The organism is Nostoc sp. (assembly GCF_035638895.1).
Taxonomy (GTDB): domain Bacteria; phylum Cyanobacteriota; class Cyanobacteriia; order Cyanobacteriales; family Nostocaceae; genus Nostoc.
The window spans coordinates 1-21,878 of record NZ_DASQZC010000451.1; the positions used below are offsets into that span (position 1 = coordinate 1).

A 21,878-nucleotide genomic window follows, 5' to 3' on the forward strand; every position below is an offset into this window, starting at 1 on the left:
GTGATTAACTGTTGATTATTAATACTAATTAATCTTTCTGGACTTGCACCAATAAAGTTTTGTCCTTTGCCATTACTTGTAGAGAAAATATAACAATTAGGATGTATTCGCCTAAGATTATTTAAAGATTTAACTAAGTCAAACTGGTTGCTTGATTTTACATCTAATATATCTGCAAGGACAATCTTGCTTAAATGACTAGACCTAATTTTTTCCAAAACAGAGACTACTGAGCGTTTAAACCCAGTAGCATTGGTGACAGATTTTTTATAGAATTTTGCTGGAAAAAAATCAATAGTACCAGCGTAATATTCTAAAGATTGGATAAATTCAATTTTATTTTGCAGATTCTCCAATAATCTTTGAATATTTACGCTTTCTTTGATAATTATATTTGTTACTAATATGCAACGCTGATTTTTAACAGCTACTTGCCAACGTGGAAGAAAGATGGTAGCAGATGGAAATGGATAATCTACTTGGGCATTTTTATCAAAAAAGCTGAAATAACAAAAAAAGTGAGGCCCAGAAAAAGGTTGATTAGCGTTACCAAAATTAATTATATTTTTTAGACGAGATTTGATAAAATATTCAGCTTGAGTAAAACGATCTGCACCATTAATCTGTAATTTTGCTACAGAATCAATTGCTGCGATCGCTTCTCCTTTACCTTTATCCTCAAAGTAAAAATTTATTTCATTTGCTTGTGTTAGTTTATCTAATACAAGTAAAGGGTCAACTAAATCGATCTCCTGAGAGATACTGACAATTTGCTTGCAATTATTTTTGACGCACTTTTCTTGCACTGCTACCAAAAATTGATATAAATCTTTGTGTACAGAGAGGTTGTTACGACATGGTGAAACTGTCATGGATCTATAGTAAATTTTTTTTAAGTTAACTTCCTAAAGTGTAATTAATCGTGGTCGTATTTCTACAGGTAACATATTAAGTTATCATTTCACCAGCGTAGGATTTGCGTTGTTTATGGTGTTCCCAGACCCTGACAAGCCAGTTCCAGCCCAAGCTGGAACATGAGAGTAGAGTGTTAACAACACAAGGTTAACGAGCCACAGTCAAAGTAGCAGTTGTTTTTAGCCCATAAATATTTAGTACAGCACGGGTACAAAAGCGACCAGTCCAATAGTTCAAAAACCCAAATCATAATTTTTTTGACTTTTGACTTTTAACTTTTGACTTCCGCGTAGCGGTGCGTCTATCTTAAATTATAAAATCTCAACTGTAAGTAATTTTCTAGCAATTTAATTAATCACCACTGATGACAACTAAGCAGATTTTATATCCCAACACTAAGTTATGGATGGCAGCGATTAAACCGCCAATGTACAGTGTTGCCATTATGCCTATTTGGGTAGGAACAGCAGTAGCATTTGCCGAAACTAAAAATCTTAATGGTGCGGTATTTTCTACTTTTGTAGCTGCGGCAATCTTAATTCTTGCCTGGGAAAATATCAGTAATGATGTTTTTGATTCCGAAACAGGTATTGATCAAAATAAGCACCATTCTCTGGTTAACTTAACAGATAATAAGCCATTAATATTTTGGATAGGAAATTTGTGTTTAGGTTTGGGGTTGCTGGGCATATTAGCGATCGCTCTTTGGCAACAAGACCTAACTGTTATCGGCATTATTTTACTATGCTGTGGTTTAGGCTATATGTACCAAGGGCCTCCCTTTCGCTTAGGATATCAGGGTTTAGGTGAGATTCTTTGCTTTTTTGCCTTTGGCCCCTTAGCAGTGGAGGCAGCATATTACAGCCAAACCCAAACTTGGTCAATGACAAGTTTAGCAGTCTCAGTCATTGTCGGGATTGCCACAACCTTAATTTTATTTTGCTCACACTTCCACCAAGTTAAGGATGACATAGCGGCAGGCAAGCGATCGCCTATCGTCCGTCTAGGAACCCAAAAAGGGGCCCAACTCCTAGTTTGGTTTACTGGTAGTATTTATCCCCTCACCTTGCTGTTTGTGCTGTGGGGAATTTCTCCAGCTTGGACGTTATTAAGTTGGGTAAGTTTACCGTTTGCTGTCAAATTATGCCGCCATGTCCAAGAAAATCACAACCAGCCAGACAAAGTTAGTAACTGTAAATTTATTGCCGTAGCTGTGCATTTCTGGGCTTGCTTGCTACTTGGACTAGGATTTATGCTTTAGTTGGGCATTAGACATTAGGCATTGAAGCAGAGGGAGAATGACTAATGACTAATGGCTACAGATTTGAATTTCGTCCTTATCAGCGAAGATTTGTGCGAACGCTGACTACCAATCATGGTAATTGGGATATTCGTGAGGGGATTATCCTCCGGCTTACCGATGAATCAGGCAAAGTCGGCTGGGGAGAAATTGCCCCCATTAGCTGGTTCGGTTCCGAAACCCTAGAACAAGCCTTAGATTTTTGTCGCCAACTCCCAAAAGAAATCACAGACGAGATAATTTTCTCCATCCCAGATGAGTTACCTGCTTGTCAATTTGGCTTTGAGTCAGGGTGGGAGATGGGGAATGGGGAGTGGGGAGTGGGAAGTGGGGGGGATGAGGGAGATAATTTTATAACTCCTAACTCTTGTACAGACGCGATTAATCGCGTCTGTACCAACTCACTTTTTTACAGTGCGTTATTACCAGCAGGGGAAGCGGCTTTAAATCAATGGGAAACGTTGTGGCAGCAGGGATATCATACGTTTAAGTGGAAAATTGGTGTGTATGCGATCGCTGATGAACTAGAAATTTTGAATTCACTGATACACACCTTACCAGACTTTAGCAAACTGCGATTAGATGCCAACGGTGGACTCAGCTATGAGGAAGCTAACTTATGGTTGCGGACTTGCGATGATTTCAAGGCGAATGCAGAACTAGCTGTAGAAATTGAATTTATCGAACAACCGTTACCCGTTGAGCAATTTCAGGAAATATTGGAATTGAGTACGACTTATCAAACTGCGATCGCAATAGATGAATCTGTCGCCACACTTAAGCAACTCGCCGCTTGTTATCAACAAGGTTGGCGAGGGATTTTTGTGATTAAGCCTGGGATAGTTGGATCGCCATCTCGTCTGAGAAACTTTTGCCACCAGCATAAAATTGATACTGTATTTTCATCAGTATTTGAAACTGCGATCGGAAGACTTGCAGCACTCCAGCTAGCGGTGGAATTATCCCGAAACAATAGGGCAGTTGGTTTTGGCATCGACCATTTTTTTGAACAAGAAGAAACGTGGCTTCAAAGTCTATGGAACGACCTTTAAACTGTCTTAATAACCTGGCTCAAAATGATTGGCTTATTGGTTACAACAGCCATCAATTTAATCAAATAGCTCAAGAATTATATTTAGAACTAACACAATTATCAGCGTATGGAATACCACCAAAAATCATCTTAGCTGAACGCGAACCAGTACGATTTTTAGCAAGTTTCATTGCCGCTTGTGCAGCTAATTGTCCAGTTTTTCTTTGTAACCCCGATTGGGGAACACAAGAATGGCAGCAAGTCTTTGATTTAGTAAAACCAGACATTATTTGGGGGATGGTGAATAGGGAATGGGGAACAGGAAATCGGAATTGCAAAGAAATTACTATCATATCTCCCTCATACCCCCACTCCCCACTCCCCACTCCCCACTCCCCACTCATCCTGATTCCCACAGGTGGTTCATCTGGGCAGATTAAATTTGCCATTCATACTTGGGAAACTCTCATCGCATCTGTAAAAGGATTTACAGAATACTTTCAACTAAAACAAGTCAATTCTTTTTGTGTATTACCGCTATATCACGTTAGCGGTTTAATGCAGTTTATGCGCTCTTTCACCACCGGGGGTAAACTGGTTATTCTCCCATTTAAAGCAGTAGAAACAGGTCAAGTATTCAATATTAAACAATCAGAGTTTTTAATATCTTTAGTTCCAACACAGTTACAAAGACTCTTACAAAATTCCGAATTAACTGAATGGCTAACCCAATTTAATACTGTACTTCTGGGAGGTGCGCCAGCATGGAACGAACTATTAGAAAAAGCTAGATTTCATCGCATCCGGTTAGCGCCTACTTATGGCATGACAGAAACAGCCTCTCAAATTGCTACTCTTAAACCAGATGATTTTCTCAGTGGTAAAATTAGTAGTGGTCAAATTCTTCCTCATGCAAAAGTAACTATTCGCAATCAGCAAGGCGAGATTTTAAATTTAAATCAAATCGGAAATATCACCATTCAGGCTCAATCTTTAGCCCTTGGCTACTATCCTATAACCAGAGAAAATCAAGCTGATTTCCAAGTAGATGATTTAGGTTTTTTAGACGAGCAAGGTCATTTAAATATTGTCGGACGTAACAGCGACAAAATTATTACAGGTGGAGAAAATATTTACCCAGTAGAGATTGAATCAGCTATACAAGCAACTCAATTAGTTGCTGATATTTGTGTCATCGGCATCCCAGATAAACATTGGGGACAAGCCTTAACAGCGATTTATATTCCCAAAAAATCAAATACCTCTGCCTTAAAAATTCAAACCCTACTCAAAGACAAACTCAGCAAATTTAAAATTCCCAAATATTGGATTCCCCAGCAAAACTTACCTCGCAACTCCCAAGGTAAAATTAACCGCCAACAATTACAGCAAATAGCCAGAGAATTCCTCCAAAATCCCATTACATAACCTCTCTCGACTTTCTTCTCTCTGCTCCGCGCCAGTTGCTTCAACGGGGGGAACCCCCCTTCGGGTGACGCTCCTAACGTCGCTACCGCTACGCTAACACCAGTCGCCTACGGCGGGAAACCCGCCTACAGCGCTGGATTCACCGCAACGCACTGGCTTCTCAGCATCTCTGCGGTTCGTTTCCAACCACTGAATAATCTCATCAGGTAATTCCTGCTTACTTCTACTACTTGCATCAATACAAACATGCCTAGTAATAGCCTTAGCAACTACCACCTCAGCCACTGTAATTTCGTAAGTAATTTCAAACTTATCACCACTTATTTTTTGGGGAATTAAACTAATTAGCAACTTGTCTCCCCCAAACATAGGGCGTAAAAAATCGACACTAGCATGAACAATGGGGAAAGCTACAGATGGATTAGTAAAAAACTGTTTGAGATTAATACTTGATGCTTCTAGAGATTCTTCATAAGCTTCGTGGCAAATACCCAAAACATTAGCAAAATAAACTACCCCAGCAGCATCAGTATCTTGAAAACGAACCGTGCGTTTATAAGTAAAAGACATTTTTGACAATTAATTAAATATTAAAAAAACAGCAGGTTTCTCGCCTGCTCTACAAAGTAATTATATTGCAACTAAGTATTCGACCAGAAGCGATCAAGATGATTTAGCACATCTTTATACAGAATTGGGATTACGCGCCATCTTTAGTTAGTTTAAGACAAGGTAATCAATAATTTAAAATTTCAAGTAAACAGACTTTTAAAAAACTTCATCAACCCGGTACATTAAAAAAAAACCGATTTTTTTTAATGTAGGCTATCTCTTAAATTAAACTTGATGTAGTCTTGCAATCTAAGTAATTAATCTAAAAATTATGCAGCCAAATCCTCTAACCAATAGGTCAAAGCAGATGGTAAATGTGTTTGTTCTGCTACTGGTTTCCTCATTTTGCTGGCAAAATTCAGTGAAGGCGCAGTCTCAGTCAAATACGCAACTTCTGCCGTTTTTTGATAATGTAGATAACCCAGTTCCTGTTCGTTTCCCCGCAGGACAACAGGCAGATATCACACCAGCTCCACCGTTGCTAAATCCTTTTGATAAGGCTGTACTAAAAGTCTGCGGCCCTATTGGTACAAGAGTTAGTTCTAATAATTTTAAACAATTGTTGTCTTATTACCCAGATGTATTGCAGAAACTTCAGCAAGCTAGCGGCGGTGAACTGCGTCCTGGACGTAATAATACAGCACAATTTATCGATGATTTAACCAATATTTGGTTCCAACGTCGAGGGTTTGAGCATATATTTTGTGGTGAAATATATAACGCCAATGATATTGGTGGCTTACATTTTCACGGCAGATATTTACAACTACAAAATGAAGGAATAGGCGGACGGTTGCCAAATAATCAGGGACGAGAGGAAGTTGTTCCTGGAGCCATTTATACAATGGGTGTAGTAATTAAGCAGAAAAATAGGACAGTAACAGATGTCATTAAAGGCTATAGCTACCTCAGCAATGCTGAAGAAATGCTTTTAGATACCACCAAAATATTTAAACTCCAAGGTAATAATGAGGGAGCGTGTATTTATAATGTACGTGACCAAGAAACGGGTCAATCCTTTCCTACAGTTTTTGTTAGGAAAGGAAAAGCGATCATTACCTATTACCCTGATGCTACTCCTCAAGGTGCAAAATGTAAAATTTAAAATTTCTAGATTGTCTGCAATAAGGGTACAGAGAAAATAAATGATCTTAGAAACACACCGCTTGCTAATGCGTGACTTTGTAGAGGCAGACTGGCAAGCGGTTTTTACTTATCAATCTGATCCTTTGTACTTGCGTTACAGCTATTGGACGCATCGCACGCAAAAAGATGTTTGTGAGTTTGTCCAGATGTTTATTGGTCAGCAAAAAGAGCAACCTAGAATAAAGTTTCAGTTAGCTATTATCCTCAAAGCAGAAAATCAGCTTATTGGTAATTGTGGTATCCGTGTAAACGACCCGGAAATGCGGGAAGCAAATATCGGCTATGAATTAAACACTCAGTATTGGGGACAAGGTTATGCAACAGAAGCAGCACAAGCCATTTTAAAGTTCGGCTTTGAAGAATTGAGAATGCATCGTACCTGGTCTTGGTGTGTTTCACAGAATGTTGCTTCTGTAAAGGTATTAGAAAAAATTGGTATGCGTCGTGAGGGTCATCTGCGAGAAAAAGAATTAATCAAAGGCAGATGGTACGACAATTTTATTTACGCTATCCTTGACCACGAGTGGAAAGCAAAGTAGTAAGCTGTTACGTATACAACTTGCATTATCAGGGCGGGCAAGATGCCCACCCTACAATCATATTGAAAAAATATTAGTGCAAATTAAAGGCGCAACAGCTTATTGCTTCTATGAGCTACCTCAGAGACAATATTGTAAATTACTGGGAAATTGAGGGTAAGACAAATTTAGAGGGTCACAGACATGACCAACACTATCCTCAATTTCCAAACAGCTACCGGACATGAAATTTTAGCAGCAGCAGGTAAAAAATATCTGCGTCCTGGTGGACGAATAGCGACGGAGAAATTATTTCAGTGGGCAAACTTTCAGCCTGGAGAGACAGTTTTAGAGCTAGGTTCTAGCTTTGGATATAGTGCGATCGCTTTAGCAAAAAGCTACCATGTCAAGGTAGTAGGCGTTGAAAAAAATTCTGATAGTGTAGCTTGTGCGCGTGCTAATATCTGCGCTGCTGGGTTAGAAAATCAAGTCGAAATAATTGAAGGTAATATTTTCAACCTAGAGGCAATCTCAGGAAAGTTTGATTATGTATTGGCAGAAGCCATTCTCACAATGCAATCCCCATTGGGAAAAGCCAAGATTTTAGCTGAAATTCATAATAGGCTCAAAGCGGGAGGTAAATTCCTCTCCCATGAACTCTTAGCCAGTGGCAAAGAAGAACAAATTCATATTGACTTAGCACGAGTAATTCGAGTTAATTCTACACCACTTTCAGAATCCAACTGGATTACGGCTTTTGTAAAAGCAGGGTTGCAAGTAGAAAAATGCCAAACTGGCTCAATGAATTTATTGAATTTAAGGCGGATGTTTCAAGATGAAGGTATTTTTAACACAATCCGGATTTTGTGGAATATATTGACGCAGAGAAATCTTCGCAAACGGCTTTTAGAAATTCACCAAGTTTTTCATAAATACCAACACGAATTAGGCTACATCATTTTGTGTGCTGTTGCCTAGTAAGATAATTTATTCCCAAAACTATCACCTGATAAATACCGATGATTTTTGAATGATTTTCAATCTTTGTTTACGGTTCACAATCTAAAAATACTATGACAAATTCAATTACAACTAGCCCATCTTTTATTATCCAACTACGAGAACAAATTGAATACCCTAGCGCAGGAGTTCTCAGCAAAGTACTGCTGAAAGATAACGCTTGTCAATACAGTCTATTTTGTCTAGCAGCTAACACTGATATTTCGGAGCATACCTCTACTCGTAATGCCACTATCAACGTAATCGAAGGCAGAGGTTTACTTACTTTATCTGGAGAAGATATTGCACTTGAAGCTGGTGTTTTTATCTTTATGCCTCCTAATGCACCTCATGCTTTAAAAGCTGAAGAAAACCTGACATTTCTGCTCATACTTTCTGAGAAAGTTGCAGATAGTAATTAGTTATTTATGGAGTCTGGAAAAATGCGATCGCTACTTTTAACTTTTGCTGAAAACTTGAATTTTTCTGAAACTCAGGTGGAAAAAATACTATCACAACCTCTAAGTAAAGCTATCAATTCGCCTGAGTTGCAGCAAGCATTAAGCAGCTTAGATACCAATTTGCTTAAGGAAACTTTACCCACAGCAGGAGGAGTTTTAGCTAAGGAATTACCACCTTTCTATAACTGGCTAAAAAATGAGTTGGGAGTCAAGCGGGTTCCTGATAGTCCTGATCACACAACGACATGGGTAATTAATTTCCTCCATAATCAAGAAAGTTTAACTCATTTAGTTGAGTTACACCGTCCAGTACCTCGTCCGGCTTTAGAAGCTTCTATTCCCCGTTTGATAGGGATGTTTGAAGGTGTCAAAGACGCGCAAGTTCGGCAAGAATGGCAAAAAGCGATCGCGGCTCTTTGTTTAGTTCTAGTTGTCGCTGCACGCGAAGAAGATAGAGCAGCCGTAGCAGTCTGATAACTCTTTACGAAAAATTAACCTTATGAAACCTGCCTTTGCAGGTTTTCTCTATGGAACCGCCAATTGTATTCCTCAGATGCTCTAATCTATATAGCAATCTTAAATGAGTTGTGAAAATCGAGAGACTAAGATCCCCGACTTCTCAAAGAAGTCGGGGATCTTATTGTTCATGAATGATTTAGGACTGCTATATCTCCAGATGCGATCGCATCCAATTTATCCGCATCAAATATGGTAATCGTTCCACCCCGACTATAGGCAATTACTGGTTTGAGACTTTTAATTAACCGCACGCATTCTTCGTAAGTAATGCCACTACTTCGAGCCATGCGATAATAAGATAATTTGACTTTTAAACACTCGCCTTGTGAAGCTGATTCAGTTCCCGATTCAGCAGCAAAATATTGAATTAATCTTGCAAGGCGAACAATAGCCCTTTCAGAAACTAAGCCGTGGACTGTTTCATGTAATTGCTGAATTCGACTGTTAAAAACCATCAGCATTCGTAATGCAATTTCAGGATTTTGCCCAATAGCTTTTAATAAAGCATCTCGCTCTACAGTGAGTATTTCACAATCAGATTCAGCAGTCACAGTTGCTGGAGAAATTCCATTTCCTAACAAAGCAGGAGCCGCAAAAATTTCTCCAGCAGCTAAGGCGCGGAGAATCGTTTCCTTCCCCATTGTTGCTGTTTTTGTAACTCGAATTGCTCCACTAACAACAGCATAGAGTTTTGCTGGTAAGACATCGCCCTCATGCAGAATAATCTCTCCTTTGCGATACCGTTGCACCTGAGTATAAGGGTGCAAACTTATCTTTTCTGCTGTTTCTAAACCTGCAAACACAATTATTTGTGAAAGTTGTTCCAGCGATGCTTGCATGATTAGCCCTATATTGCAAAGGCTGGACGATGATGAATCCAAGGGTTAGCTGCTTCTAATTGTGCTGCTAGGCTGATGAGTGTGGCTTCAGCAGCAGGTTTACCAATTAGCTGCACACTCATGGGCAAACCTTTACTATCAAAGCCTACAGGAATTGCGATCGCAGGTTGTCCAGTTGCATTTGCAGGTGGACAAGGGGCAACCCACTCAATAATATTTTGGAATGTCTCTTCTGCACTCAGAGAAGCCCACTCTCCAACGCGGATAGGTGAATGTAAATAAACTGGCAATACCAGCACATCCACGGTATCGAAAAACGCCACAATTTGCCGTGCCACTATCTGCATTTGAGAAACTGCTTGCAGGTACTCAGGAACAGAGCCTGTGCGTGCAAATAACCAGCGATTTACTGGCTGCATGGCTTCAACAGGAAGTCCTGATGCAGCTATCCCAGCTTGCCAGACGATTTGAAATGGTTCAACTAAACCACTAAAATCTGGAGATTTCTGTTCAACTTGGTGGCCGAGTTGTTCTAATAACTCAACTGTTTGGCGGACACCTTGCTGACAGTTAGCGTCAGCTTCTCCCAAAGGAGAAATACTAGTGTCAAAGGCAATTCGCAAAGCACCAAGTTTTGTCCCAGTAGCGGCGAGAAATGATGGTTCAGGATCTGGCAACCAGTAAGGATCGCCTGTTGTATAACCAGAGATGGTATCCAAAAGGGCAGCAGCATCAGCCACAGTCCGGGCGATTGGGCCGTTGACGGCAATTCCAGCGAGGCGTTCGCCTACGGGTGCTTTACTAACCCTGCCCCTGGATGGCTTAATTCCCACCAAACCACAACAAGCCGCAGGCCCCCGAATTGAGCCACCGCCATCTGAACCTTGAGCGATCGCACACAATCCCCCTGCTACCGCCGCCGCCGCCCCACCACTGGAACCGCCAGGGGTGTATTCTAAATTCCACGGATTTCTAGCTGCGGGAAAACCCATAGGTTCACTGTATGGAAACGAACCTAATTCTGAAGTGGCTGTTTTACCGAGAATAGTAAACCCAGCTTGCTTGATCCGCGTCACAATTCCATCATCATAATTAGGGATATTGTTCAGTAATGCTGGATTTCCGTAAGTACAGGTAACACCTGCTACAGCATTGAGGTCTTTAATGGAAATCGGCACACCAAAAAACGGCGGTAGTTCTGAGGTAGTTGTCAATAATTCTGTTTTGGCTTTAGCATCTGCGATCGCTAATTCTGCCGTCACCGTAAAATAACTTCCTAATTGGGGATTCAACTGCCCAATCCGTTCTAAATATATTTCCACCAACTCTAGCGGTGATATTTCCCGGCGACGAATTAATTGCGCCAACTCTAGCGCTGGGGTAAATGCTAAATCAACTTCATTCATAGGTTAGTGAATGGGTAATTTTGTTTTTCTCTGAGATTTTTAAACGGAAATTGTTACTTTAGGTGGATTTACGGGAACTATACATTTTATAGCTCCTGAGATTTGTCATTCAACTAGGATGCTCAGATGCAACAGGCCTGCTTACTCAAGCCATTTTAATTGTTTCACGTAAACTTTCGACAAATCCCTAAGGGGTACTTATGGCTAACCTAGAAAAACTTGTTAGTGAATTACCAACACTGATTCAGAGCCTAAAACTGACTATTGGCGATTCTAATCAAATCATGGAGCAAATTATCCTGATCAATAATGCTCAGGAACAACTACGGAATATTAAGAAATTAATTGCTCAGGAATTGAAATTTGAGAATATCAAAGGTTCTGCGATCGCTACACTTCCTCGAATAGGTACTGTAGCTACTTTATTTATACCTAGTGTGGAATTAGTAGATCCTGCGATCGCAGAAAAATTTGGCCACTCAAAAACTAAAATTTCATTAACTGAACTACAATCAAAAATTGATGGCTGGATTGAATGGGGTTATTTTTTGCAGGCAATAGCTACTGATATTCTCAGTGATGCTCCGTTTGTAAATCAACTAAATTCTGATATTAATCATCTAAGCATACGCACCAAATTTCAGATTATTGCTGAGAATTTAAAAAACAACTTATTTTTTGAAGATTTTAATATTTTAGAGCGTCAAATTCAAAAAATCAGCAATTATCAAAATGAATTATTAGAACTACAACAGAAGTTAAATTATGTTTTTAATACAATTAAAAATAGCCGTAGTTTATTAAATATTTTATTAGGTGTGTCTGCTTTCTGCGGAAAATCTGGTTTTGCCTTAGAGTGGTTAGATGATGACCACGAATTAATTATATCGAGCGATGGTAAATTTCAAGAATTAACAGATATTCTCAATGATTGTGATTATTTCCAAGAGCAAATTGCTGCTTTAATTATTCAGGGTGATACTTTAAGGGAACAGGCAGAACAAGCTCTAAAAAAGATTGAACAAGAAAGTAGTAAAGAGCCAATTATTAGCCAGGATGTACAAATAGTACCATTTTCGACACAAAAAATAGTACGTTCGGCTTTAGTCATAGCCTCAAGTTTATTAATCTTAGGTTTTGGTGGTTGGAAAATTAAAGAGCATTCACAATTGCAGCAGATGAGTCTAAGTTTAACTCAAGAAGCGAGTGCAAACACTAAGTTTAAATCTGCTCAAAAACTTGGTATGGAGGCTGCTTCTTTAGTTCAAAAACCACCGCATCCTCTAAAAGCCTGGCAACAAGCACAAAACAAATGGTATAAGGCAATAATCTTGTTAGATAGTATTCCTAATGAAACATCAGTTTCTGATCGAGCAAAGAAGAAATTAGCTTACTATCAAATTAACTATAAATCTATCAGTCAAAGAGTATTAGTTGAAAAGCAAGCCTTAGCAAACTTAGAATTAGCTCAAAACCTAGCAATAGAAGCTAGTTTATTTGTAAAAAATTCACCTTACTCGCTACTAATTCGGCAGCAAGCACAAGATAAATGGCAACAAGCAATCAATTTATTAGAAGCGATTCCAGAAAATAGTTCTGTCTCTATACAAGCTAAAGAAACGCTTATTATTTATAAAACTAACTATGCGGCTATCAGATAAATAATAGCCTTTATCGTTTTCAGTTCGTAGTAAGGACTTTAGTCTTTGTTTTCTAAGCACTGAAGTGCTTACTACAAACACGAACAATTACAGCTTAGAACGGTCAGTCAAAATCTCATAACCAGTCTCTGTCACCAAAACTGTATGCTCAAATTGAGCCGATAAAGAATTATCCACAGTGACTGCTGTCCAACGGTCAGATAATGTCCGGGTGTGTCTAGAACCTGCATTTAAAATTGGCTCAATTGCCAGCGTCATCCCCGCGCGGAGTTTAACATTTGGCATCTCACGAGTCCGGTAGTTGAATACTGAAGGTTCTTCGTGCAAATTACGACCAACACCGTGTCCAGTGAATTCTTCAACTATACTAAAACCGTTAACTTTAACATGGTCTTCAATTGCTCCAGCTAAGTCAAGCAGGTATGCACCCGCCTTAACTTGTTCAATGCCTTTATATAAAGCTTCTTCTGCTACGCAAATTAGTTTAGCGGCTTCTTGGGTCACTTCACCAACAGCAATTGAAATGCAAGAATCACCATGAAAGCCTTGATAATAAGCCCCCGTATCTACTTTTAATACATCCCCCACGCGAATCACTTTCTTGGGACTAGGAATGCCATGCACTGCTTCATTGTTAATGCTGGAGCAAATAGAACCTGGAAAACCGTGATATCCTTTAAAACTCGGTGTTGCACCCATTTCGCGGATACGTTTTTCTGCGTAAGCATCCAAATCAGCTGTGGTCATTCCTGGCTTTACTAGTTCGGAAATTTCTTTTAGGACAGTTGCCACAATTGTCGCTGATTGCCGCATGATTTCAATTTCACGCGGCGATTTAATTTCAATTCCTCGGCGCTGTTTTTTCGATGTTCTAGGCTGAGTTGCTTGAGGAAGTAAGTTACTGAAAATGTTCATGGGAAACTAATAATTACTGGTGGCTCTAACACTGAGTATTAATGCTTTCTCTAAATTATTTGAGAAATAATATCTATAATTTAAGTTATTTTAATCCCTGATAGGGATTCTTCCACTTTAGCCGCTAATGTATATAGGATAACACATTCGCGTACTTCTGATGTGTTGAACTTGAGTTCCAGTTTATGGATGTCTCCTTTTATTTCTACTTTCCCCGCTTCGATTTTTTGCGTCCGCATGTCATCGGTAAAATGTTTGGCGATAAAATAGCGTTTCAGTTGACTAGGATTAGTCAACAGCAACTGATAGGATTTACCAATATAATTAATTAATTTCCTCCTAAACTCCTTATGAGTTCCTCTCCTTTCTTTATCCCTCAATCTGACCCTCCGCTTCCTCCTTGGGAAACCCTACCAACGATGTATGATTTACGAAGTGACAACCCAGAGGAATCAGGATTGCCAGACGATTTTTACTTTTTACAGCCTTTACTTTTATACTTAACTTTTCAACCCACTATCTGGAATCCAGAATTAGTTTACAGCGCTGCTGACCTTAATCTCTACTATGATCTCCAGCATCCTTTATGGTATAAGCGCCCAGATTGGTTTGGTGTGGTAGGAGTATCAAAACTCTACAAAGGGGAGGACTTGCGTTTAAGTTATGTAACTTGGCAAGAACCAGCAAATCCCTTTGTAGTAGTGGAATTATTATCTCCAGGTACAGAAGCGGAAGATTTAGGCATGAAAAAAAACGCAGCCGATAAACCTCCCAGCAAATGGGAAGTTTATGAACGAATTCTGCGGATTCCCTACTATATTGTTTTTAGTCGCTACACTGATGAACTCCAAGCTTTTCAGCTAGTAGGCGGTCACTATGAACCAATGAATTTGATTGAGGGACGTTTACCAATGCCAGAGTTGGGTTTAAGTTTGGGATTATGGCAGGGGTCATTTCAAGATATTCGTAAGTTGTGGTTAAGGTGGTTTACCTTAGCAGGAAAATTAATTCCACTACCCACAGAAGAAGTGGCTACGGCTAAACAAGAAGCAGCTACAGCTAAACAAGAAGCGGCTCAAGCAAGACAAAAGGCAGAACAATTAACAGAACGTTTGCGTCAGTTAGGCGTGAATCCTGATGAGCTAGATTAATTGTTGTAATTTGTCCCCAATTAGCGAATGCTTTTTTCTGCCAACACAGATGGCCCAGCAGTAACAACTACGATTTTATCTGGGTGAAGTAACTCACGAGCCGCTTGATTAACTTGAGTAAGGCTGACTTTCTGGATTTTGTCAGTGAAGGAGTGCAATTCTCCTTTATCTAGTCCATACACCTCATTCATCAGAATTCTATCTGTTAATTCCTCTGGGTTTGCCAGCAAAACGTTGTAGTTGCTCATCAGGGTGCGTTTAGCAGTTTCTACTTCTAGCGCAGTGACACCTTGTTGATGGATTTGCTGTAGTATTTGGCGGGTGCTAGCGATCGCTTTTCTGCTATCTTCAGGACTAGTTTGCATTTCTATCAAAAATGTGCCTGCATTCTTCCCGGCTTGGAAGGAGCTATAAATTCCATAGCTCAAACCTTGGCGATCGCGCACTTCTGCACCTAGTCTACTAGATAAGGTATCGCCTCCCAAAATCTGGTTCAATACTAAGGCTGCGTGAAACCGAGGATCATAACGGTTAATGCCTGTGTAACCCATATATGTCACAGCTTGGGCTTTACCTGGTAAAACTGGGTTGACATTGACTATTTTCTGTGGCGTTGACACCGGGGGATATTTTAATGTCGGTGCTTGGCCACTCACTTCCCAGTTACCAAACTCATTTTTAATCAGCGATCGCACTTTGTCTAGATCAAAATCTCCCACCAGCGCCAACACTGTCGTGTCTGGACGATAATGTTTAGCTTTGAAATCAATCACATCTTGGCGCTGAATCTGCTGTAAACTCTCCTCTGTGGGAAAGGTATGTAAGGGATGTTTTTTCGGGTAAATTGACTGAACAAATACTCTTCTGGCTACTTCTGATGGCTCATCTAATTCCTGTTGTAAGTCAGTTAAAGTTTGTTGGCGATGCAATTCCAACTCTTTGGCTGGAAAGGTACTATTTTTAACAACATCTGCCAATATCTCAAGGAGTATCGGCAAATCAAGAGCTAAACTATCACCTTCGATATGCACACCTTCGCGGTAGGAGTGAAAGTCTAAACTCGCTCCTCGTTCTGCCAAGAGTTTGGCAATAGTTAAGTCATCCTTGGTCTTAGTGCCATTTAGCAAATTGTCTGCCACAAAAGCAGCCAGTCCAGCTTTATCCTCAGGATCAAATTCCGTCCCGGCTTTAATGTGTCCGCTCAGGGTAACAGTGGGAGTACTATGATCGGGTAACAGTAATAACCGCAGTCCATTAGTAAATTTAAATTCCTGTGGTAACACTTGGGCAATTGCATCTGTAGCCAAATCCACAGGCGGTAAGTACTTCATCACCTCAGAAAGAAGCACAGGTGCGCCAGGAGAGAAATTCTCTGTGGTTTGGGCTGAGTCTGGTTTATCACCAACTTCTGTTATCTGCTTCTGGGTTGGTTCAAAAAAGCCTACTGTCCCGGCTCCTTTTTTCAGGTATTTGTTAATCACAGCGACAATATCCGTCGGCTTCACCAGACTGACAGCAGCCAAATAGCGGTCTGTGTAGCGATAATCACCAACTGTTGTCTCATCAGTGCCCAAGCGCATTGCTTGAGAGGTGATATCACGGTTACTCAAAATTACATCTGCTGTTAATTGGGTTTTGGCTCGTTCTACTTCTTCAGATGTCACGCCATCTTCTGCTACATTAGCGATCGCGCTACTCAACGCTAAGTCAATTTTTTTCAAATCTTGTTTAGAACCAGCCGTCACCAACACCTCATACCAGCCAGATTCTCGCAAACTGGTAACGGAGGCTGTAACCTCACTAGCTAAACCTGATTCCACCAATGCCTGATAAAGTCTAGAATTCCGTCCCTCAGTCAAGATGTAATCCATCACATCCAGCGCAGGCACATCTGGTTGATTTGCATCCGGTAGCGCATACACAACTTGTAACAGCCGCCCTGCTCCCGGTTCTCGCAATACTATCGGCGATGAGGGGGATGAGGTAAAAGTATTTTTACTCCTAAACGCCAGTTGCTCCACTTGGGGAAACCCCAAGACCGCACTGGCTCCTCCTAACTCCTCACTCCTCACTTTTTTTGGTACTTTGCCAAACACCTCTTTAATTGTTTCGAGAGTATTTGCAGTTTGAAAATCTCCAACAATTACTAAGACGGCATTATCAGGACTGTAAAAATTGCGGTAATATTTTTCTACCTGCTCAACCTCAAATTTCTCGACATCAGCTTTAGTGCCACCTACAGGCAACCCATAAGCATGATTGGGAAACACGACCTGCATGACGGCGCGGTTGAGGCGATATTCTGGGCTATTTTCATAACCCTGCAACTCGGAAACTACTACCCGCTTCTCATTCGCTAGTTGTTCTGGCTCAATCTGGGAATTTTGCATCCTGTCTGCTTCCAGCACTAAGAGCGCTTTCAGCTTGTTTCGTTCAACAGTACCGTAATATGCAGTTTGATCGTAGCTGGTGAAAGCATTGGAATCACTACCTAAAGCACTAAACAAACGCCCAAATTGAATTGGACGGTTTAGAGTACCTTTAAACATCATGTGTTCCAACTGGTGGGCAATGCCATTCACGCCCGGTTCTTCGTTGCGTGAGCCAACCTTGTACCACACCTGCACCGTCACTACTGGCGCAGTATGCACTTCCTTTGTCAGGACAGTTAGACCATTCTCCAGCACTGTCTTACGGACATTTTGTGTCAGTGTTGAGGGCATTATTCTTTTTGCTAGCAAGGTTGACTGGTATTTTTCTTTGTTAGATATGACTGGATGTTGGCTATGAGCAGGTTTATTACTTAACAAAAAAACTGCTACTAGCCATAAGCTTAAAAATAATAACGGCAAAGGATATTTATAAAATCTGGAAAATCCATCCATATATATATATTTAGCAAATTATGTAAATTAAATTACATAGTTATTTTGGGAAGTGAAGTTAGTTTAATCTGCCCAAAAAATCTGTAGCCTCAGTAACAATACAGAAAAACAATATATTAGCAATAAAGGTAATAAAAAAGCTAAGTTATGGGAGTTTTGCTAAAACCCGAATGAATTCCAAAGGTAAGCCATCGGTATCGGCGATGAAAGCCACTTCGTAAATGCGATCGCCTATTTGTTGTTGTGTCGGTTCTAAAAGTACTTTCAACGGTTGTAATTCTTCGGGTTGGCTCTCAGCCGCCAGTGATACACGCTCTTGTAAATTTGTCAACCAGCTAGGTAAATCTGGTGTAATCTCAGTTAAATCGAACGATAGATGATAATACCCTACATAATGCTCGTCAGCAAAGGCATCTGGGGCTGGTTTTGGTTCGGGAATTTGGATCAGTTCAATTCTGCCGCCCAATCCTTCCATCCAACAAGCTAGGGTGTAGCCTGTAGTAAAGCGTTCTGAGATTGTAAACCCTAAATGTTCGTAGAAAGCGATCGCTCGATGAATATTGGCAGTGCGAATAGAAGCGTGATGCATAATTAGTCATTAGTCATTAGTCATTAGTCATTGGTCATTTGACTAATGACTAATGATCGATTACTCAAATAACCTGAAATAAGGGTAGCGTACAGGGACACCAGGCTCTTTTTCCAAGTCAAAATTAATTACTTCCCAACAGGGATCATCTGAGGTATCGGGGCTAAACTCCACGGGTAAGCCATATAAACGCGCAGCAATAGCTTCTGGTTGCCCAGAACGCCAAGGGGTGCTGCGTTCCAAATAGCCACTCATCAATTCCTGATAGCGCCGAGCAATAATTACTCTTGTTGCTCGAAAGCCTTGGGTATAGAGCTTATCTAATGCTTCGTGAATTTCAAAGCGAATACCATCGGGATGAGTATGCTGTCTATACCATTCATTATTCCACCTCCGCCAATGACGCCCCGATTGCAAATGGATTAACTCTCCATTTTTAGGATTAGCTTCAAACGCGCCATGACGCGTACACAAATAAGTATCTGTTAATGTCAGCGCCGGAATAGTCTGGCGACAATGGGGACACTGTATTTCAGGCCCAAACATCGGGTACTGCAAGCCTGGATTCATCATGAAGTGCGTACAAACATAATTTTGTCTTCACCAGCACTAGTGTATTGTATTATACACTTTGGCTCCATCACTTTGGGTTACTTGGTCAGTGCTGCACAGACATGGAGTTGCGGCAGCAACAATGCTCACTAGTGTTTTCCTCAGTGTAGAGGCTTGACGCTGTGATATCCTAGTTGTGCAACCAGCCTCAAAGGTTGGAGTTTCTCCAGTGTTCCTGGGTACCATATTCATATTCTATCGTGTCTACCGCTTCTTACTGGACATCTCCTGATTTTTCTCAAGCTGCCTTCATCGCAGCCAACGCTGTTGTTATGGGTTCGGTAAATATAGCAGCAGGGGTAAGCATTTGGTATGGAGCAGTGGTTAGGGGAGATGTGGAACGCATTGAAATTGGCGAATGCACAAATATTCAGGATGGTGCAATTTTACATAGCGATCCTGGTTTTCCCACAATTTTAGAAGATCATGTCACTGTCGGACATCGCGCTGTGATACATTCCGCTTACATTGAGCGTGGAAGTTTGATTGGCATAGGCGCAGTGATTTTAGACGGGGTAAGAGTGGGCGCTGGTAGCATTATCGGTGCTGGTGCAGTGGTAACTAAAAATGTACCGCCTTTGTCCTTAGTTGTCGGTATTCCTGGCAAAGTATTACGCCAAGTAACAGACGTTGAAGCCGCAGAACTGATTGAACACGCTAAACGTTACCAAAAGTTAGCTTTAGTTCATGCTGGTAAGGGAACTGATATTGGGTTTAGCAAGGCTTAGGGAGTGGGGATTGGGGATTAGGGGCTGGGGACTGGGGACTGAGTGGACAAGGAGAATAACTAATGCCTAATGCCCTATGCTCAATCCCCAATCCCTAATAATTTAAACATTCTTTACATATCTACTTGGAAAAGTTGCCCACTTCAGCTAAAAATAAAAATGAGAGCAGTTGACAAAACTTTAATTTCTACTTAAGAGAGGGGTTCTAGATATGGATATCGATTACCGGATAGCGATCGTTTTAGCACCAGTGGTCATTGCTGCTAGCTGGGCAGTGTTTAATATTGGCGCTGCGGCTTTAAGACAAATTCAAGGCTTTTTGGATAGAGAAGCTTAAATTCATTAATCGGGGGTTGGGCATGGGGCATTGGGCATGGGGCATTGTGAATTAGTCATTATCAATAATTTTTCTTCCCCTGCCTCCCCTGCCTCCCCTGCTCCCCCTGCTCCTCATCCCCACTCCCCACTCCCACTCCCCCTTCCTTGGATATCGATTCTGTAATACAACCCCTACAACGCTTTGGTGTCCATCTGGGACTCGATCGCATCCTCAACCTTTTAGCAAATCTTGGTAATCCTCATCACCAAGTCCCGGTAATTCATGTTGCTGGCACTAATGGTAAAGGTTCAGTCTGTGCCTATCTTTCCTCAGTACTTACTGAGGCTGGTTATCGTACAGGGCGTTATACTTCCCCCCATTTAGTCAATTGGACAGAACGTATTTGTCTCAATGAACAGCCAATTTCTTCTGAGGAATTGAGTCAATTATTCCAACAAGTCCAAGCGGTTATTCGCCCTGAAGACGAATCGGCAACCCAGTTTGAAGTAATTACGGGGGCTGCTTGGTTATATTTTGCCCAGCAGCAAGTTGATGTGGCTGTGGTAGAAGTCGGACTAGGAGGGCGCTTGGATGCTACCAATGTTTGTCTAGAACCCCTCGTTACGATCATCACTTCCATCAGTCGGGAACACTGGCAGCAACTTGGCCCTACTGTTGCTGACATTGCTAGAGAAAAAGCTGGTATTCTTAAACCTGGATGTCCTGTTGTGGTTGGAGCATTGCCACCGGATGCACAGAAAGTTGTGCGATCGCGTGCTTTAGAATTACAATGCCCAATTTTTACGCCTCAACCCGCCCGTCAAATCGCTACAGGATGGGCAGAATATCAAAATATTCAAAATTCAAACTTAATTAAATACCCTTTGCCATTAGCAGGACAAATTCAATTAGCAAATTCAGCTTTGGCAATAGCAGCTTTAGAAATTCTCCAACAACAGGGTTGGCAGATTTCTGAAGAAGCCATAAGTAACGGCATGGCAAAAACTAAATGGCCTGGGCGGATGCAATGGACTACCTGGAAAAACCATAAATTATTACTTGATGGCGCTCATAATACCGCCGCAGCCCAAGTTCTTCGCCAGTATGTCGATAGCTTAGACGCAGTTAACCCCAAACCCATCAATTGGGTTATGGGAATGTTTGCCGATAAGGATCATGCTGATATTTTTACCGCCTTATTGCGCCCAGGCGATCGCCTTTTTTTAGTACCAATACCAACAGAATCTTGGCCAGGTAGAACTTCTGCTGATTTAGACTACTTAGCAAATCTAGCTTATAATATTTGTCCCGAATTAAGCGATCGCCAAATCCATCCAGATTTATTCACAGCATTAGAAACCGCAACCTCAAGCACAGACTACTTAACCGTTTTATGCGGTTCCCTTTATCTAGTAGGCGATTTTTTAGCAAAAGCTATATATATAAGTTCACTACAATGATTGTTGCAATTGCTTAAGCCTTTCTTATACATGTAAGAGTATTTGTTGCAAAGGTTAAAGTATTTGCTGCAAATATTCAAAGTTGAGATATCAATACCATTTATTTTTGAAGATGCGCCTACCTAGAGCGTGTCATCAAAAAACCTTATCCGAACCGTATTGACACTGATGCTGCTTTTGCCTTGAGTGGTATTGGTGTAGATACAATGTCTACGACGGGCTACGCCTACGCTGACTTTACCCCTCTTCTGTCACTCTCCGAAAACATTTGTCATTTCTGACTTCCAGAGCCTTTGTACAGGAAGCGATCGCCAGATTTTTTCCTAATAACAAATACAAGACCAATTTTTTTCTAATAGTATAGCTTGTATTGATTGCCTCA

The 21,878-nt window shown here is 40.8% G+C and carries 21 protein-coding genes and 1 pseudogene; 13 read left to right on the forward strand and 9 right to left on the reverse strand.

The features are described 5' to 3' along the window. Positions 1–872 (reverse strand): chorismate-binding protein (locus VE944_RS22735; protein ID WP_324982266.1); only part of this gene is annotated, 872 nt, incomplete at its 3' end. A 407-nt stretch (positions 873–1,279) separates the two neighbouring features. Between VE944_RS22735 and menA the strand changes: the two genes are divergently transcribed. Genes menA through VE944_RS22750 form a run of 3 tightly spaced genes read left to right on the forward strand, consistent with a single transcriptional unit; the run spans position 1,280 to position 4,676 of the window. Continuing rightward, positions 1,280–2,176 carry a 2-carboxy-1,4-naphthoquinone phytyltransferase gene (menA, locus tag VE944_RS22740; RefSeq protein WP_324982268.1) on the forward strand — a complete coding sequence of 299 codons (897 nt, stop codon included), beginning with the start codon at positions 1,280–1,282 and terminating at the stop codon, positions 2,174–2,176. Positions 2,177–2,220: 44 nt separating this feature from the next. Beyond that, positions 2,221–3,267: an o-succinylbenzoate synthase gene (locus VE944_RS22745; RefSeq protein WP_324982271.1), complete on the forward strand. Its 1,047-nt coding sequence runs from the start codon at positions 2,221–2,223 to the stop codon at positions 3,265–3,267. Then, entirely contained in the window at positions 3,252–4,676 is a 1,425-nt protein-coding gene (locus tag VE944_RS22750; RefSeq protein WP_324982274.1) for a 2-succinylbenzoate--CoA ligase, read from the forward strand. Before VE944_RS22745 ends, VE944_RS22750 begins: the two co-directional genes overlap by 16 nt. A gap of 93 nt (positions 4,677–4,769) precedes the next feature. On the opposite strand, the gene VE944_RS22755 is transcribed toward VE944_RS22750, so the two are convergent. Continuing rightward, positions 4,770–5,246 (reverse strand): acyl-CoA thioesterase, encoded by a 477-nt coding sequence (locus tag VE944_RS22755; protein WP_324982277.1) that lies wholly within the window; start codon positions 5,244–5,246, stop codon positions 4,770–4,772. Positions 5,247–5,595: 349 nt separating this feature from the next. Here VE944_RS22755 and VE944_RS22760 point away from each other — a divergent pair, with 349 nt between their 5' ends. The 5 genes from VE944_RS22760 (at position 5,596) to VE944_RS22780 (ending at position 8,886) form a co-directional block, all read left to right on the forward strand. Further along, entirely contained in the window at positions 5,596–6,393 is a 798-nt protein-coding gene (locus tag VE944_RS22760) for an EndoU domain-containing protein (protein ID WP_324982280.1), read from the forward strand. Positions 6,394–6,433: 40 nt separating this feature from the next. Continuing rightward, complete coding sequence (locus VE944_RS22765) at positions 6,434–6,973, forward strand: GNAT family N-acetyltransferase (RefSeq protein WP_324982283.1); 540 nt, start codon at positions 6,434–6,436, stop codon at positions 6,971–6,973. A gap of 183 nt (positions 6,974–7,156) precedes the next feature. Then, complete coding sequence (locus VE944_RS22770) at positions 7,157–7,930, forward strand: SAM-dependent methyltransferase (protein WP_324982286.1); 774 nt, start codon at positions 7,157–7,159, stop codon at positions 7,928–7,930. A gap of 95 nt (positions 7,931–8,025) precedes the next feature. Further along, entirely contained in the window at positions 8,026–8,373 is a 348-nt protein-coding gene (locus VE944_RS22775; protein ID WP_324982289.1) for a cupin domain-containing protein, read from the forward strand. A gap of 21 nt (positions 8,374–8,394) precedes the next feature. Continuing rightward, entirely contained in the window at positions 8,395–8,886 is a 492-nt protein-coding gene (locus VE944_RS22780; protein ID WP_324982321.1) for a hypothetical protein, read from the forward strand. A gap of 170 nt (positions 8,887–9,056) precedes the next feature. Here the strand turns inward: VE944_RS22780 and VE944_RS22785 are convergent, their stop codons facing one another. Both VE944_RS22785 and VE944_RS22790 read right to left on the reverse strand, forming a co-directional pair. Next, a complete protein-coding gene (locus VE944_RS22785; protein ID WP_324982291.1) occupies positions 9,057–9,770 on the reverse strand; it encodes a Crp/Fnr family transcriptional regulator in 714 nt (237 codons plus the stop codon). Positions 9,771–9,778: 8 nt separating this feature from the next. Then, positions 9,779–11,176, reverse strand: a complete 1,398-nt coding sequence (locus tag VE944_RS22790) for an amidase (RefSeq protein ID WP_324982294.1) — start codon at positions 11,174–11,176, stop codon at positions 9,779–9,781. Positions 11,177–11,376: 200 nt separating this feature from the next. Between VE944_RS22790 and VE944_RS22795 the strand changes: the two genes are divergently transcribed. Beyond that, positions 11,377–12,837, forward strand: a complete 1,461-nt coding sequence (locus VE944_RS22795; RefSeq protein ID WP_324982297.1) for a hypothetical protein — start codon at positions 11,377–11,379, stop codon at positions 12,835–12,837. Between the two features lie 87 nt (positions 12,838–12,924). On the opposite strand, the gene map is transcribed toward VE944_RS22795, so the two are convergent. Beyond that, positions 12,925–13,752, reverse strand: a complete 828-nt coding sequence (gene map, locus VE944_RS22800) for a type I methionyl aminopeptidase (protein ID WP_324982300.1) — start codon at positions 13,750–13,752, stop codon at positions 12,925–12,927. Positions 13,753–13,922: 170 nt separating this feature from the next. Next, a pseudogene (locus VE944_RS22805) lies at positions 13,923–14,069 on the reverse strand (cupredoxin domain-containing protein); the annotation flags it as partial. A gap of 33 nt (positions 14,070–14,102) precedes the next feature. Between VE944_RS22805 and VE944_RS22810 the strand changes: the two are divergent. Continuing rightward, positions 14,103–14,903, forward strand: a complete 801-nt coding sequence (locus VE944_RS22810) for a Uma2 family endonuclease (RefSeq protein WP_324982303.1) — start codon at positions 14,103–14,105, stop codon at positions 14,901–14,903. A 20-nt stretch (positions 14,904–14,923) separates the two neighbouring features. Here VE944_RS22810 and VE944_RS22815 read toward each other — a convergent pair whose 3' ends face one another. The 3 genes from VE944_RS22815 to VE944_RS22825 all read right to left on the reverse strand — a co-directional run bounded on the left by VE944_RS22815 (position 14,924) and on the right by VE944_RS22825 (position 18,947). After that, complete coding sequence (locus VE944_RS22815; RefSeq protein ID WP_324982305.1) at positions 14,924–17,788, reverse strand: M16 family metallopeptidase; 2,865 nt, start codon at positions 17,786–17,788, stop codon at positions 14,924–14,926. A gap of 145 nt (positions 17,789–17,933) precedes the next feature. Beyond that, positions 17,934–18,377, reverse strand: coding sequence for a VOC family protein (locus VE944_RS22820; protein ID WP_324982308.1), 444 nt, complete (start codon positions 18,375–18,377; stop codon positions 17,934–17,936). Between the two features lie 60 nt (positions 18,378–18,437). Beyond that, positions 18,438–18,947 (reverse strand): TIGR02652 family protein, encoded by a 510-nt coding sequence (locus VE944_RS22825; protein ID WP_475483634.1) that lies wholly within the window; start codon positions 18,945–18,947, stop codon positions 18,438–18,440. 242 nt (positions 18,948–19,189) lie between these two features. Between VE944_RS22825 and VE944_RS22830 the strand changes: the two genes are divergently transcribed. The 3 genes from VE944_RS22830 (at position 19,190) to VE944_RS22840 (ending at position 21,496) form a co-directional block, all read left to right on the forward strand. Further along, positions 19,190–19,717, forward strand: coding sequence for a gamma carbonic anhydrase family protein (locus VE944_RS22830; protein ID WP_324982314.1), 528 nt, complete (start codon positions 19,190–19,192; stop codon positions 19,715–19,717). Positions 19,718–19,928: 211 nt separating this feature from the next. After that, entirely contained in the window at positions 19,929–20,054 is a 126-nt protein-coding gene (locus VE944_RS22835; protein ID WP_012411301.1) for a photosystem II protein Y, read from the forward strand. 146 nt (positions 20,055–20,200) lie between these two features. Next, on the forward strand, positions 20,201–21,496 hold the full coding sequence (locus VE944_RS22840) for a bifunctional folylpolyglutamate synthase/dihydrofolate synthase (protein WP_324982319.1): 1,296 nt from the start codon (positions 20,201–20,203) through the stop codon (positions 21,494–21,496). Positions 21,497–21,878 lie beyond the last annotated feature (382 nt).